At 61.2% G+C, this 13768-nt stretch carries 12 protein-coding genes, 1 tRNA gene and 1 pseudogene; 13 read left to right on the top strand and 1 reads right to left on the bottom strand.

Annotated elements, in window-relative coordinates; genetic code table 11:
• Positions 1 to 15 precede the first annotated feature (15 nt).
• The 6 genes and pseudogenes from rpsR (at position 16) to ACEUKI_RS04170 (ending at position 4037) form a co-directional block, all read left to right on the top strand.
• Positions 16 to 264: a 30S ribosomal protein S18 gene (gene rpsR, locus ACEUKI_RS04195; protein WP_007051545.1), complete on the top strand. Its 249-nt coding sequence runs from the start codon at positions 16 to 18 to the stop codon at positions 262 to 264.
• Between the two features lie 19 nt (positions 265 to 283).
• Entirely contained in the window at positions 284 to 730 is a 447-nt protein-coding gene (rplI, locus tag ACEUKI_RS04190; RefSeq protein ID WP_374156527.1) for a 50S ribosomal protein L9, read from the top strand.
• A gap of 198 nt (positions 731 to 928) precedes the next feature.
• Positions 929 to 1002 (top strand) — tRNA-Lys (locus ACEUKI_RS04185).
• 112 nt (positions 1003 to 1114) lie between these two features.
• Positions 1115 to 1375: an HPr family phosphocarrier protein gene (locus ACEUKI_RS04180; RefSeq protein ID WP_021649259.1), complete on the top strand. Its 261-nt coding sequence runs from the start codon at positions 1115 to 1117 to the stop codon at positions 1373 to 1375.
• The gene (gene ptsP / locus ACEUKI_RS04175) at positions 1375 to 3069 is read left to right on the top strand and encodes a phosphoenolpyruvate--protein phosphotransferase (RefSeq protein ID WP_080785474.1); all 1695 of its coding nucleotides are present in this window, start codon (positions 1375 to 1377) and stop codon (positions 3067 to 3069) included. The genes ACEUKI_RS04180 and ptsP overlap by 1 nt, the downstream gene beginning before the upstream one ends.
• 233 nt (positions 3070 to 3302) lie before the next feature.
• A pseudogene (locus tag ACEUKI_RS04170) lies at positions 3303 to 4037 on the top strand (MIP/aquaporin family protein).
• Between the two features lie 83 nt (positions 4038 to 4120).
• Here ACEUKI_RS04170 and ACEUKI_RS04165 read toward each other — a convergent pair.
• Complete coding sequence (locus tag ACEUKI_RS04165; protein WP_144169681.1) at positions 4121 to 6787, bottom strand: HAD-IC family P-type ATPase; 2667 nt, start codon at positions 6785 to 6787, stop codon at positions 4121 to 4123.
• 110 nt (positions 6788 to 6897) lie between these two features.
• Between ACEUKI_RS04165 and ACEUKI_RS04160 the strand changes: the two genes are divergently transcribed.
• From ACEUKI_RS04160 to gatB, 7 genes are all read left to right on the top strand, one after another.
• Positions 6898 to 7179, top strand: a complete 282-nt coding sequence (locus ACEUKI_RS04160) for a metal-sensitive transcriptional regulator (RefSeq protein ID WP_012576694.1) — start codon at positions 6898 to 6900, stop codon at positions 7177 to 7179.
• Between the two features lie 42 nt (positions 7180 to 7221).
• Positions 7222 to 8646: a DNA recombination protein RmuC gene (gene rmuC, locus ACEUKI_RS04155; RefSeq protein ID WP_179133512.1), complete on the top strand. Its 1425-nt coding sequence runs from the start codon at positions 7222 to 7224 to the stop codon at positions 8644 to 8646.
• Positions 8643 to 9272 carry an orotate phosphoribosyltransferase gene (locus tag ACEUKI_RS04150; RefSeq protein WP_179133511.1) on the top strand — a complete coding sequence of 210 codons (630 nt, stop codon included), beginning with the start codon at positions 8643 to 8645 and terminating at the stop codon, positions 9270 to 9272. Before rmuC ends, ACEUKI_RS04150 begins: the two co-directional genes overlap by 4 nt.
• A 93-nt stretch (positions 9273 to 9365) precedes the next feature.
• Positions 9366 to 10214 (top strand): TrmH family RNA methyltransferase, encoded by an 849-nt coding sequence (locus ACEUKI_RS04145; protein ID WP_144169682.1) that lies wholly within the window; start codon positions 9366 to 9368, stop codon positions 10212 to 10214.
• A 168-nt stretch (positions 10215 to 10382) separates the two neighbouring features.
• Positions 10383 to 10682, top strand: a complete 300-nt coding sequence (gene gatC, locus ACEUKI_RS04140; RefSeq protein WP_011068473.1) for an Asp-tRNA(Asn)/Glu-tRNA(Gln) amidotransferase subunit GatC — start codon at positions 10383 to 10385, stop codon at positions 10680 to 10682.
• Between the two features lie 3 nt (positions 10683 to 10685).
• Entirely contained in the window at positions 10686 to 12227 is a 1542-nt protein-coding gene (gatA, locus tag ACEUKI_RS04135) for an Asp-tRNA(Asn)/Glu-tRNA(Gln) amidotransferase subunit GatA (RefSeq protein WP_080785470.1), read from the top strand.
• Between the two features lie 25 nt (positions 12228 to 12252).
• Positions 12253 to 13752 carry an Asp-tRNA(Asn)/Glu-tRNA(Gln) amidotransferase subunit GatB gene (gatB, locus tag ACEUKI_RS04130; RefSeq protein WP_080785469.1) on the top strand — a complete coding sequence of 500 codons (1500 nt, stop codon included), beginning with the start codon at positions 12253 to 12255 and terminating at the stop codon, positions 13750 to 13752.
• The last annotated feature ends 16 nt before the right edge of the window (positions 13753 to 13768 follow it).

Raw genomic sequence — 13768 nt, 5'->3', positions numbered from 1 at the left:
TATAAGGAGAACATCATGTCACGTAAGAGGCCGCAACCGCCGGTCAAGCCGTTCAAGAAGAAGCCGAACCCGCTGAAGGCCGCCAAGGTCACCGAGATCGATTACAAGGACGTTGCGCTGCTGCGTAAGTTCATTTCCGATCGCGGCAAGATCCGTTCCCGTCGTATCACCGGCGTGACCGTGCAGGAGCAGCGTGAGCTGTCCAAGGCGATCAAGAACGCCCGCGAGATGGCCCTGCTGCCGTACGCCACCTCGGGTCGCTGAGTTAGGGAGGCTTTGAACAATGGCTGAAAACAAGGTTATTCTCACCAAGACCGTGGCCAACCTGGGCCACTCCGGTGACGTTGTCGACGTGAAGTCCGGCTACGCCCGCAACTACCTGTTCCCGCAGGGCCTCGCTTTCGCGTGGACCAAGGGTGCTGAGGCTCAGATCACCGCTATGAAGCGCGCTCGTCTGGCCAAGGCCGTCGCTACCCGCGAGGACGCCGTCGCCGCTAAGGCCGCCATCGAGGGCACTACCGTCGAGATCGCCGCCAAGGTGTCCGAGTCCGGCAAGCTGTTCGGTGGTATCTCCAACGAGGCCATCGCCATCGCTCTGTCCGACAAGGCCGCGGTGAACCCGAAGGCCATCGAGGTCGAGACCATCAAGACCACCGGCGATTTCCCCGCCAAGGTGGCCCTCCATCCGGAGATCACCGCTTCCTTCTTCGTGAAGGTCGTGGCCGAGTGAGTCATTCCGGCCTAGTGCTGGAATCACACAGACCAAGAGTCTGAGCTTAAGCATCAACCCCTGTGCGGTTCGCGCCGCATGGGGGATTTTTGTATTAGCAAAAACGCCGGAAATAGGCGCGACACGCCGAGAGTTGCATTCGCTTCAAATCTGAGTATATTTATCACCTGTTGCAAGGAACACTTCAACATCTAACCAGCCCCTGTAGCTCAGTTGGTTAGAGCAGCTGACTCTTAATCAGCGTGTCCAGGGTTCGAATCCCTGCGGGGGCACAGACAACCGGAATCGAAAGATTCCGGTTTTTGTTTTTTCCAGCATCGGTCCGTAGCTGGTGCGGAAAGGCCGTCTTCGCGCGTGACGGCCGGACGTGTAAGGAGCGGCGTCATGTCTCAGGAATTCACGTTCACCGTATCCGACCCCGAAGGCATGCACGCCCGCCCAGCTGGCCGGTTGGTTGCCAAAGCGCGGGAATATGAATCGAGCATCACCGTTGCCTACGGTGGAAAATCCGTGGATGCCAAGCGTATCTTCGGTGTTATGGGACTTGATGTTCAACAAGGTGACGAGGTTACGGTTCGGGTGCAGGGCAACGATGAAGCTGTCGCTGCCGCAGAGTTCGAGCGATTCCTCAAGGAGCACCTGTAATGAGAACGATACAGGGCGTCGGCGTATCCGCTGGCATTGCTATCGGCACGGTCCGCGTGCTCGCCGCCGTAGATCATGCTGTAGAACGCCGCGTAATCGACGATCCGCAGGCTGAGATGGATCGATTCCGCGCGGCCCGTGACATGGTCGTCGCTCAGCTCAAGCAACTGCGTGACAACGTCACCGCCGAGTTCGGCGAAAACAAGGCCGAACTGTTCAACGCCCATTGGCTTATGCTCCAGGACCCTGACTATGCGGAATGTGTCGAAGGTTTGATTGCGCAAGACAAGGCGAACGCCGAATTCGCGGTGAAGGGCGCCGCCGAACAGTTCGCCGCCATGTTCGCTGCGATGGATAGCTCGACCATGCAGGCTCGAGCCGCTGATGTCAAGGATGTTTCTCGCCGCGTGATGAACGTGCTGCAAGGCAAACGCGATAGCACGGCGCAGGATGGCAGTGTACAAGGCGATGCTGTGCAGAACGGTACTGTGCAGAACGGGATTGCACAGAACGGGATTGCACAGAACGGCGAAAGCCACATCATCTTCGCCCAAGATCTTGCTCCCAGCGAGACCGCGCAGTTCGACCGTGCTAAGGTTTTGGGCCTCGTGACCGCCAAGGGCTCAGCGAACTCGCACACCGCGATTCTGGCGCGCACGATGGGCCTGCCCGCCATCACCGGTATCGGCGACGCCTTCGACCCGACTGATGACGGTCACGTTGCCGTAATCGACGGCGCCAGCGGTGCGGTGTTCGTTGACCCGGACGAGGCCACGCTGACCGAGTGCCAGCGCAGGAAGGCCGAAGCTGAGGAACACCTGAGCCTACTGCGGAAGCTCAAAGGCAAGCCCACCGAAACCAAGTCCGGTCAGCGGGTCCACCTGTACGCCAACATCAGCCGTCCCTCTGACGTAGCCGCCATGCTGGCCAACGATGCTGAGGGCATCGGCTTGTTCCGCAGTGAGTTCCTGTATCTGGAACGCGAGGACTGGCCGACTGAGGAATTTCAGTTCGATGCATACAGACAAGTCGCACAGGAGATGGGCGGCCGTCCGGTCATCATCCGCACACTCGACATCGGCGCGGACAAACAGGTCGACTACTTCAGTCTGGACCACGAGGATAACCCCGCGCTTGGTTACCGGGCAATCCGCATCTGCCTGACCCGCCCGGAGATTTTCAAAGTCCAGTTACGCGCATTATTGCGCGCCTCAGCATACGGCAACATCGCCATTATGCTGCCCATGATCACCTCGGTGCAGGAGGTGCGCGACGCCAAGCGGATTCTTGAAGAAGCCAAAAGCGAGCTGCGCGGCGAGCACACCGACTTCAACGAGAGTATCCAGATCGGCGTCATGATCGAGACGCCTGCGTCGGTCATTATGGCCGACGAGCTGGCCGCCGAAGTCGATTTCTTCTCCATCGGCACCAACGACCTGACCCAGTACACGCTGGCCTGTGACCGTCAGAACCCGAGTCTCGAACGCTTTGCCGACCCGCATTCACCAGCTGTGCTGCGCATGATCCAGATGACTATCGAGGCTGCCCATCGTCATGGCATCTGGTGCGGCATCTGCGGCGAGCTTGGCGCAGACCTGAGCCTGACCGATACGTTCCTGCGCCTAGGAATCGACGAACTGTCCGTCTCGCCCACCAGCGTCCTACCCCTGCGCAACGTCATTCGCAACCACTGAGATTCAAGGTCGCTTCGGCTGATTCCGGTGGCTTTTTGGGCATTGCATTCGGCTGGACATTCGACATCGCGTCCTGCCGGCATTTCGTCGTGGGGCAAAGTGTACAATCGCCACGTTTGCTTTCGCGCCCAGCGTAAATCGCGTCGCCGGCTCCGCGAACGGATTTCCAATCACACAGAATGCCGTGAACAGTCAGCCATGCCTGTTGCGCGGCGAAGAGAAAAGAAGAAGCAGTGGAATACTCTCTCTTTACCAAGCTGGCCGCCGAGTTCTTCGGCACCGCCATTCTGATGATCTTCGGCAACGGCTCCGTGGCCAACGTCGAGCTCAAGAACACCAAGGGTCACCACGCCGGCTGGCTGAACATCGCCATGGGCTACGGCTTCGGCGTCATGTTCCCGGTGCTTATGTTCGGTAGCGTCTCCGGCGCGCACATCAACCCGGCCATGACCATCGCCTAGGCCGTCAACGGCCTGTTCCCGTGGAGCGATGTGCTGCCGTACATCGTCGCCCAGCTGCTCGGCGCCCTGCTCGGCCAGTTCATCGTCTACCTGACCTACTACCCGCACTACAAGGAGACCGAGGACGCCGACGCCATCCTCGGCACCTTCTGCACCACCGACGCGGACAACCAGAAGGTCAACTACTTCCTCAACGAGATGTTCGGCACCCTGGTGCTCGTCTTCGGCGCCCTGTGCTGCCTGTCCCTGGCTTGGGGCAAGCAGGATTACGCCGCCGCCTCCATCGTCGTCGGCTTCATTGTGTGGGGCCTCGTGACCTCCATGGGTGGCCCGACCGGCCCTGGCCTGAACCCGGCCCGCGACCTCATGCCGCGTCTGCTGCACGCCATCCTGCCGATTCCGCACAAGGGCTCCTCCCGCTGGGGCGAGGCCTGGATCCCGGTCGTGGCCCCGATCGTCGGCGCCATTATCGGCGCTTGGCTGTTCGTGTTCTTCTTCGCCAGCTGATTCGTTGATTGATTCATATATGCAAATGGCCTCCGCTCGTTTTGGGCGGAGGCCATTGTCGTTGAATCAGGTAAACGCAGAGACTACTGCTCCAGGAACACCTGCGGGGCCTTCATGAAGTTCGTGGCGCAGTGTTCGCCGCAGAAGTAGTAGGACTTGCCCTCATACTCGCGCGTGATCGCATCGGCGTTCACCGCCACGGTCATGCCGCACACCGGGTCGATGGCGGTTTCGCCGTCGGCCGGGGTGGCGTGGTGCATGTGCATTCCCATATCCATAGTGTTCTCCTTGTTGGTTGGATTATTGGATTGGTCAGATACGTGATTGGTTTGATTCAGCGTGGTGCGGTCGTCGATGATGACGGTCGGCTCGTGAGGCGCGTTGGATGTGGCGGAGCCGGTGATGTTGGCGGCGTTGGCTGATTCGGCCGATCCGGCTGATTCGACATCCGCCGTGCTGCGGCCCGAGCCAGCGGTGCTATCGGCAGCACCCACGTTGATGTTCGTGCCATGCAGCCGGTTCGCGTTCAGCACCAGGCACACTGAGCTCAACGCCATCGCCAGACCCGCGATCATCGGGCTCAACAGCCAGCCGGTGAACGGGTAGAGCACGCCGGCGGCCACCGGAATGCCGATGACGTTGTAGCCGAACGCCCAGCCCAGATTCTCGCGGATGTTGCGCATCGTGGCATTGGACAGGTTGATGGTCTTGATGACGCCGCGCAAGTCGCCGCTCATCAAGGTCACGTCCGCCGACTGCATCGCCACGTCCGTGCCGGTGCCGATGGCGATGCCGAGATCCGCCTGGGCCAGCGCGGGGGCGTCGTTGATGCCGTCGCCCACCATCGCAATCAGAGTGCGGGATTGCGCGGCCGTGCGGGAGGTGCCGTACGCGGACTTGGCGGCGGCCTCGTCGCGTTCGCGCTGCAGTTTGGCGATCCAGCAGGCCTTGCCGTCCGGCTTGACCTCGCAGATCACCGTATCGATGCCGACTTCGCGGGCGATGCGCCCGGCGACCTCGGCCTTGTCGCCCGACAGCATCACCGTGCGGATGCCGCGTGCGCGCAACGCCGCGATGGCCTCACGCGAGCCTTCCTTGACTGTGTCCTGCTCGTAGCTCGGCTTGTCCCAGTCGGCGGCCGCGTCCACCACGCCGCGCGTGATGGTGCCGGTCTTGTCGAACACCACGGTGCCGATGCGACGCGCCTGTTCCAGCGCCTTGGCACTGGTGACCAGCACGCCGTTGGTGGCGCCCAAGCCCAGCGAGACCGTCACCGACAGCGGCGTGGCCAGTCCCAGCGCGCACGGGCAGGCGATGATCAGCACGCTGACCGCGGTGACCAGCGCGTGCGCCAGTTGCGGCGCCGGGCCCAGTGACACCCAGATGGCGAACGTCCAGATGGCGATGATCATCACCGCCGGCACGAAATACCGGGCGATCTTATCGGCCAGTTGCTGCACCGGCGCCTTGGTCGCCTGGGCGCGGGCCACCATCGCCGCGATCTGCGAGAGTACCGTGTCCGCGCCGACCTGGGTGGCGCGCATCACGCAGTCGCCCTTGAGCAGCACGGTGGCCCCGGTCACCGGGTCGCCTGCGGTTTTGGAAACCGGCTTGGATTCGCCGGTGATCATCGATTCGTCGATACGCGCCTCGCCGGCCACGATCACGCCGTCCGTGGGCACGCGCTCGCCGTTCTTGACGATCAGCAGGTCGCCGGTGACGATGGCGTCGATGTCGGTGTCGGTGAAGTTCGCCGGATTGCGCCATTCGATATGGTCTGCATTGTCCGCGGAAGTCCCGTTGAGTTTATGCGCGGTGCGCGGGCGCAGTTTGATAAGCGACTGCACCGCCTTGCCGGTGCCTTCGCGGGCCTTGGTCTCCAGCAGGCGGCCGACCAGCACCAAGGTGATGACCACGCCAACCGATTCGAAATACGGTTCGCGCGAGCCTTCCGGGAACACCCACGGGGCGATGCAGGTCACCAGCGAATACAGGTAGGCAGCCGAAGTGCCCAGTGAGACCAGCGAGTTCATGTCGGGGGAGCGATGCGCCAACGCGGGGAAGCCGACCGTATGAATCGGACGCCCGCAGTAGAACATCACCGGCGTGATCAGGATGGCCTGCAACCACGGGTTCACCATCCAATGCGGCACCAGCGCGGGATTGGCCATATGCAGCATGGCGACGGCGAATACCGGCAACGTCAGTACCGCGCCCACAATCACCAGCTTCGTCAGCGCCCTGATCTCATTGGCGCGTTCAGCCGCCTCCCGGCGCTCCCCCTCCGCCGCATCCACGGCGGCAGGTGCCGTATACGAAGCATCAGGATGAGGAAGGGGCGTGTTCTCATCCGAGCCGTCCTCTCCCTCAACCCTCAACAACCCATGCACCATATTCATGCCGCACGCAAACGGATACCCGCCCGCCGGCAACGCCGGCAGTTTCACGTCGGAGGTGGCGTTGCCCGGCAGCATGGCGTCAAGTCCCAGATCAGCAAACACCACATGCGAGGTGCATTCGCCGGTCTCCTGCCGGTCGAAGGTCAGTGTGATCGGCGTACCCGCACGCATGCTCACCACGGCGGGGGAGTACCCGCCCTTGACGGTGATCGTCGCGGATTGGCGTTCGCCGGAAACGTCCATGGCCCCGGCCGTTGCCTTCTGCGTTCCGAAGAAGAACCGCAGGACCAGCCATGTCAATGCGGCCGCCACTATCAGCGCCGCGACGGTCGAGAAGATGCTGAACTCCATAACTGTTCCTTCCCACTCCTAATGTACTGGACAACAGTGTATACTCTATACCCCTAGAGGGTATATAATGGGGTGTGTTCAGCTGACGGATAAGTATCAGGGGGTTTGCGATGCATGGTTATGACGAAGACAAGGCCAAGGTCATCGCACGATTACGCCGTATCGAAGGGCAGGTGCGCGCCATCACACAGATGGTGGAGGATGACAAATACTGCATCGATATTCTGACACAGATCTCGGCGTCGAACTCGGCGCTGAAATCCGTGGCGTTATTGCTGCTGGACGATCATCTCAACCATTGCGTGCGGCAGGCGTCGGTCCAGGGCGGCGAGGTGGCCGATGAAAAACTTGCGGAGGCTTCCGCGGCCATTGCGCGTCTCGTCAAATCGTGACGAGTTTTACCGTCATTCACCATCGATGACATACTGGGTACCATGTTTGAGCAAATAGGAACCGTGATTATCGTCATCGTCGTGCTAGTGGTTGGTGCGGGGCTTGGCCTCGTCGCCGGCTTCGTGCTGGGGCGTCATAAGGGTCAGGAGATGGCTCGAGGCATCAAAAGCGAGGAGCTGGAGGAGGCCAAGACCTCGCTGGAGAATGCGCGATTCGAGAATGCTGAGCTTAGCGCTCGCAATGCTGCCGCACAGGCTCAGATTGAAGGCGTGAACCAGCAATTGGCTTTCGCCAAGTCACAACTTGCCCAGGCGCAGCAGGCTGAGCAGATTCGCATTCAGCAGGAACGTGAGCGTGCAGCTGCGGAGGCAGAACGGAAGCGTCAGGCGGATGCTCAGGCCGCCGAGGCCAAGCGTGCTGAACAGGAAGCACGTTTGAAAGAACAGAGCAAGGTGCTCGAGGCGCTTGCGCCAGTGGCCAAGAATCTTGATACCTTGCAGAACAAGGTCACGCAGATCGAAGAGGGCCGCAAGAGGGAAATGGGCGCATTGGGAGCCCAACTCAAGGGGCTCAACGATCAGCAGGCCCGTTTGGACAAGGAAACCAGTTCCCTGTCCGCCGCATTGCGCAACAACAAGGTGCGTGGCGCGTGGGGCGAGGCCCAGCTCAAGAACATTGTCGAGTCCGCCGGATTGCTGGAACATGTCGATTTCGATACCCAGGTGGTGGTCACGGATGCCGATGGACGTACGTTGCGCCCAGATATGATCGTGCATCTGCCGGGAGGCAAGACCATTCCGATTGATGCCAAAGTGCCTTATGCCGATTACCAGCGTGCCTGCGAAATCCCGGACACTGCCAGCCCCGAGGATATTGCCCGCCGCGATGATTTGCTGCGGTCCCATGCCAAGGCGTTGCGCGAGCATGTACGTGCTCTCGGCGAAAAGGCCTATTGGAATGCCTTTGATGTAGCACCTGATTTTGTGGTGGCCTTCATCCCCAATGAGGCACTACTGCAGGCCGCGCTCGAAGCCGATCCCACACTGATGGATGATGCGTTCTCTCGCAAAGTGGCGCTCACCTCGCCGGTCACGCTGTGGGCCGTGCTGAAATCCGTGGCCTATGCCTGGCAGCAGCAGTCGCTCACCGATGACGCCAAGCAGCTGTTCGATTTGTCCCGAGAACTGTACGAACGGTTCTCCACGTTGGGTGATTATGCCATCAAATTGGGCACCCAGATTACTAAGACGGTCAGCGCCTACAACAAGTTCGCGTCCAGCTTGGAACGCCGTGTGTTACCCACCGCTCGCAAGCTGCAAAAAATCGAACCGACCGAGATCATCGAGGAAGTACCGATCATCGAATCAGATAAAGGCAATGTGAGCGAACTGTCCGCCCCTGAAGTGGTGCCGGCCGATGAAGGTGATACTCATCTGACTGCCTCAGGCGATAGTCTGGAGTCATGACTGAATCTGGATTCCGCCCCACTGGTACCCCGGGCCTTGCCGTCGCGAAGAGCCATAATGACTTTGCCATGCTGGAGCCGCGTGAACAGCTAGCCACCTTGCTGAAGGAGCATGTGGTGGGCCGTCCGTTCTCCGAACTTGCCGCGGTGACTTTCGACCACCGTGCCGCCACTGTCATGGGCCATGTACTGATTGACGCTTTGGAAGATGCGGGCTATTCGGTTGATGACTTCGATGCTGTTGGTGCCTTGACCGCAGCATCTGTGCCCATGGTGTCTGCCATGATCCAGGCCGCCGCCTCTCGTGGCGAGGACCTAGATGGATTCGTGATGGACTTCGTCTACCCGTCCATCAAGGGCCCCTCCATCGAAGGCCGCCGTGTGGTGCTGTTGGATGCTTGGCTGTCCGAAAAGTCGTACGTGCAGACCAGCTCGCTGGTCACCCTGCGCAACGGCAATGAGCTGAGCCTCGACTTTGGCATAGTGGAGCAGCTGGGTGCCAAGGTCGTGGCCATCGCCTCGCTGGTCGGTGGCGGTGCCAAAGACATCAATGTGGTCAACCCCTCCACCGGCGACGAGCAAACGCTCCCCTTCATCCAGGTCTTCGACGAATCCGAACTGCGGTAAATCCACCTTTGACTTCCCTCGCATAAAGTCAGCCGGGCTGAGCAGCGAAGCTGACTAAGAGGAACCGGTGAATAGCGTTATCGAGGAGAAAGATTGCACGCACCCAACCAGATTTCTTTGGCTGCCAAGGCTTCAGGTGAACCGGAATTCCGTGAAATCGGCCTTGGGCCGTGGTCTGAGACCCATCCCGGTGAGCCTCGTCCCGATGATCCGACTTCTTCGAATTATGACGGTCGTTTCGACTCGGTGCTGTTGAACGACGGAGACCGCCGCAACGTATTGGACCGTTACCGCTACTGGACCGTTGCTGCCATTAAGGCCGATCTTGACGCTCGAGGGCGTCACGACTTCGAAGTTGCGGTGGAAAACTGGACCCACGATTTTAACATCGGTTCCATGGTCCGCACCGCTAATGCCTTCCAGGCCAAGCGCGTACACATTGTCGGTCCACATAAGTGGAATCGCAAGGGCGCGTTGATGACCGAACTGTACCAGCACGTCGAACACCACCCCTCCATCGCCGAACTGGTGGAAAGCTGGCATCATCGCATCGCCGGTGAAATCGCCTATGAACGAGCCAAGGCCGGTGCCGCCGCCATCCATGCGCATGATGTGGCTGTGGATGGAGACAACAAGCACCTTCATGAGCTGCTGGCCGAAATCGATGCTTGTGATGCGCGCATCAAGGAGCTTCAAGCCGCCCACGTCATCGCCCTCGACATTATTCCCGGCGCAGTGCCGATGGAAACCTATACCTTCCCCAAGCGGTGCCTGCTGCTCTTCGGTGCAGAAGGCCCCGGATTGAGCGACAAGGCTCTCGCATTGGCCGACGATGTGGTCTACATCTCTCAATTCGGTTCTGTGCGTTCCATTAATGCAGGCGCTGCGGCGGCCGTGACCATGCACGCATGGATTGCCCAACACGCCGTATCAGGCGTGTAGCCATGCGCCGACAATCCTGCCGCATGGATCGGCGGTCTCATCGCCACCAGAAAAAGCGGATATCAAATAATGGCCCGAGTGCCTGCCCTGTTGAATATGGTCTCAAAGGGTAGGAAAATGCGGTTTCCCGACAACTGCGTGTCACATACGGCTCATATAGTTATGGCCATGCCAACATTTTCACGCGAAGAAATCGTGCATTTGGGCGATCTGGCCCGAATCGCGCTCACCGATGAGGAAATCACCCGTCTGCAGGGCGAACTGAACGTCATCGCAGACTCCATCAACAAGGTCCAGGAAGTCGCCTCCGACGATGTGCCGCCGACCGCCAACCCGGTTCCGCTGGAAGCCTATCTGCGCCCGGACGTCGCCGAAACCCCGCTCACGCAGGAAGAGGCGCTCGCCGGTGGCCCGAAGACCGAGGCCGGCATGTTCGTGGCACCGCGAATCCTGGGAAGCGAGGAGTAATCGATGAGCAACGAAACCGCAACTCTCGTCAAACTGTCTGCTGCCGAGCAGGCCGCTGCCATCAAGAAGGGCGACGTCACCTCTCGTGAGCTCGTCGAAGCCCACCTCAAGGTGATCGAGGCTGCCGAGCCGTCCATCAAGGCCTTCCTGAAGGTTTCCGGCGATGTGGCTCTCGAGCAGGCCGACGCCTTCGACGCCAAGTCCGCCGAAGACAAGGCCGCCCTGCCTGAGCTGGCTGGTGTGCCGATCGCCATCAAGGACATGATCGTCACCAAGGGCATTGAGACCACCGCCGCCTCCAAGATCCTCGAGGGCTGGGTGCCGCCGTACGACGCCACCGTCATCGAAAAGCTCAAGGCCGCCGGCATGCCGATTCTCGGCAAGACCAACCTCGACGAATTCGCCCAGGGCTCCTCCACCGAGCACTCCGCCTACCAGACCACCCACAACCCGTGGGATACCGAGCGCGTGCCCGGCGGTTCCGGTGGTGGCTCCGCCTCCGCGGTCGCCGCATTCGAGGCCCCGATCGCCCTCGGCACCGACACCGGTGGCTCGATTCGCCAGCCCGGCGCCCTGACCGGCACCGTGGGCGTCAAACCCACCTACGGCGGCGTCTCCCGTTTCGGAGCCATCGCCATGGCCTCCTCGCTCGACCAGATCGGCCCGGTCTCCCGCACCGTGCTCGACTCCGCACTGCTGCAGAAGATCATCGGTGGCCACGACAAGCGTGACTCCACCTCCATCCCCGAAGGCCCGCGCCCGATGGTCGCCGCCGCCCGCGAAGGCGCCAAGCGCGATCTGAAGGGTATGAAGGTCGGCCTCATCAAGGAACTCGGCGGCGACGGCTTCCAGCCCGGCGTCGAGGCCCGCTTCAACGAGGCCATTGACAAGCTCAAGGAGATGGGTGCCGAGGTCGTTGAGGTCTCGGTTCCGCACATCGGCTACTCGCTGGGCGCCTACTACATCATCATGCCGTCCGAGGTCAGCTCCAACCTGGCCCGTTACGATGGCATGCGCTACGGCCTGCGCGTGATGCCGCCGACCGGCGTGCCGCAGACCGCCGCCAACATGATGGCCTACACCCGTGAGGCCGGCTTCGGCGACGAGGTCAAGCGCCGTATCATCCTCGGCACCTACGCCCTGTCCGCCGGCTACTACGACGCCTGGTACGGCTCGGCTCAGAAGGTCCGCACGCTGATTATCGAAGACTTCAAGAAGGCCTTCGAACAGGTCGACGTGCTCGTGGCCCCCACCAGCCCGTCCACCGCCTTCAAGTTCGGCGAGAAGATGGACGACCCGCTGGCCATGTACATGAACGACATCGCCACCATTCCGGCCAACCTCGCTGGCGTGCCTGCCATGTCCATCCCGGCCGGCCTGTCTGACGACGGCCTGCCCGTCGGCTTCCAGTTCATCGCCCCGCAGCAGCGCGACGAAGTCATGTACAAGCCGGCTGCGGCCCTCGAAGCCGCGCTGGAAGACAGCTGGAACGGCCCGATCTGGAACGACCTCAAGACCCCGTGGCTTGACGGTCTGGGCAAGTGAGCATCGGAAGGAAAGAAACAACATCATGGCTGAAAAACTGATGAAGTACGCCGATGCCACCAAGAAGTACGATGTGGTCTTCGGTCTGGAAACCCACGTGGAGCTGTCCACGAACACCAAGCTGTTCTGCCCGGCCCACATCGAGTTCGGCAGCGAGCCGAACACCGAGCTGACCCCGGTGAGCCTTGGCCTGCCGGGCTCCCTGCCGGTGATCAACAAGACCGCCGTCGACTACGCGATCAAGCTGGGCCTGGCCCTGCACTGCGAAATCGCCGAGTGGAGCCAGTTCGCCCGCAAGAACTACTTCTACCCGGACATGCCGCGTGACTACCAGATCTCGCAGTACGACAAGCCCACCAACGGCAATGGCTACCTGGACGTCGAGCTGGAAGACGGCACCGTGTTCCGTGTGCCGATCGAGCGCGCCCACATCGAAGACGACGCCGGCAAGAACACCCACGTGGGTGGCGCCGACGGCCGTATCGAAGGCGCCGACCACTCGCTGGTCGACTACAACCGTGCCGGTGTGCCGCTGATTGAGATCGTCACCAAGCCGATCGAGGGTGCGGGCGACCGCGCTCCCGAAATCGCCGGTGCCTATGTGCGCGCCATCCGCGACATCGTGCGTGCGTTGAACATCTCCCACGCTCGTATGGAGCAGGGCAACATGCGCGCTGACGTGAACGTCTCGTTGCGCCCGAGCCCGGACGCTCCGTACGGCACCCGTTCCGAGACCAAGAATGTGAACTCGTTCCGCGGCATCGAGAAGACCATCCAGTACGAGATTCGCCGTCAGGCCGCTCGTCTGGACGACGGCAAGGAGATTCTGCAGGAGACCCGCCACTGGGATGAGGCTACGCAGACCACCGCTGGCGGTCGTCTGAAGTCCGATGCCGACGACTACCGCTACTTCCCGGACCCCGACCTCGTCATGCTCCACATCACCAAGGAGCACATCGAGGAGATGAAGGCCCAGATGCCGGAAATGCCGCGCGAGCGCCGCAACCGCCTCAAGTCCGAGTGGGGCCTGAGTGATCTGCAGATGCGCGACATCCTCAACGCCGACGCCCTCGACCTGATTGAGGAAACCGTCAAGGCCGGTGCCAAGGCTGCCGGTGCCCGCAAGTGGTGGCTGGGCGAGCTTTCCCGCGAAGCCAACGCCAAGGGTGTGGCCCTCGAAGAGCTGCCGATCACCCCGGCCGATGTGGCCGAGGTCGAGAAGTTCATCGCCTCCGGCAAGCTCAACGACAAGCTCGCCAAGCAGACCGTCGAAGGCGTGCTTAAGGGCGAAGGCACTCCGGATGAAGTCGTCAAGAAGCACGACTACAAGATCGTCGAAGACAACGGTGCCATCGAGGCGGCCGTCGACGCGGCGTTCGAAGCCAACCCGGACGTTGTCGAGAAGCTCAAGAGCGGTAACATGAAGCCGATGGGTGTAATCATCGGTGCCGTGATGAAGGCCACGCGCGGTCAGGCCGACGCCAAGGCCGTCACCAAGGTCGTCATGGGCAAGATCAAGGGCTGATTAGATTCACTGGCTC

Origin of the sequence: Bifidobacterium sp. 2450, assembly GCF_041900695.1 — a bacterium.
Classification (GTDB): domain Bacteria; phylum Actinomycetota; class Actinomycetes; order Actinomycetales; family Bifidobacteriaceae; genus Bifidobacterium; species Bifidobacterium longum.
This window is presented reverse-complemented; position numbering and strand designations above follow the sequence as displayed.

Coding starts and splice junctions, on each gene's coding strand:
- ACEUKI_RS04150 (WP_179133511.1), top strand. CDS start 8,643: ATGACTGAATCTGGATTCCGCCCCACTGGTACCCCGGGCCTTGCCGTC.
- ACEUKI_RS04160 (WP_012576694.1), top strand. CDS start 6,898: ATGCATGGTTATGACGAAGACAAGGCCAAGGTCATCGCACGATTACGC.
- rmuC (WP_179133512.1), top strand. CDS start 7,222: ATGTTTGAGCAAATAGGAACCGTGATTATCGTCATCGTCGTGCTAGTG.
- gatC (WP_011068473.1), top strand. CDS start 10,383: ATGCCAACATTTTCACGCGAAGAAATCGTGCATTTGGGCGATCTGGCC.
- ACEUKI_RS04165 (WP_144169681.1), bottom strand. CDS start 6,787: ATGGAGTTCAGCATCTTCTCGACCGTCGCGGCGCTGATAGTGGCGGCC.
- rplI (WP_374156527.1), top strand. CDS start 284: ATGGCTGAAAACAAGGTTATTCTCACCAAGACCGTGGCCAACCTGGGC.
- gatB (WP_080785469.1), top strand. CDS start 12,253: ATGGCTGAAAAACTGATGAAGTACGCCGATGCCACCAAGAAGTACGAT.
- rpsR (WP_007051545.1), top strand. CDS start 16: ATGTCACGTAAGAGGCCGCAACCGCCGGTCAAGCCGTTCAAGAAGAAG.
- gatA (WP_080785470.1), top strand. CDS start 10,686: ATGAGCAACGAAACCGCAACTCTCGTCAAACTGTCTGCTGCCGAGCAG.
- ACEUKI_RS04180 (WP_021649259.1), top strand. CDS start 1,115: ATGTCTCAGGAATTCACGTTCACCGTATCCGACCCCGAAGGCATGCAC.
- ptsP (WP_080785474.1), top strand. CDS start 1,375: ATGAGAACGATACAGGGCGTCGGCGTATCCGCTGGCATTGCTATCGGC.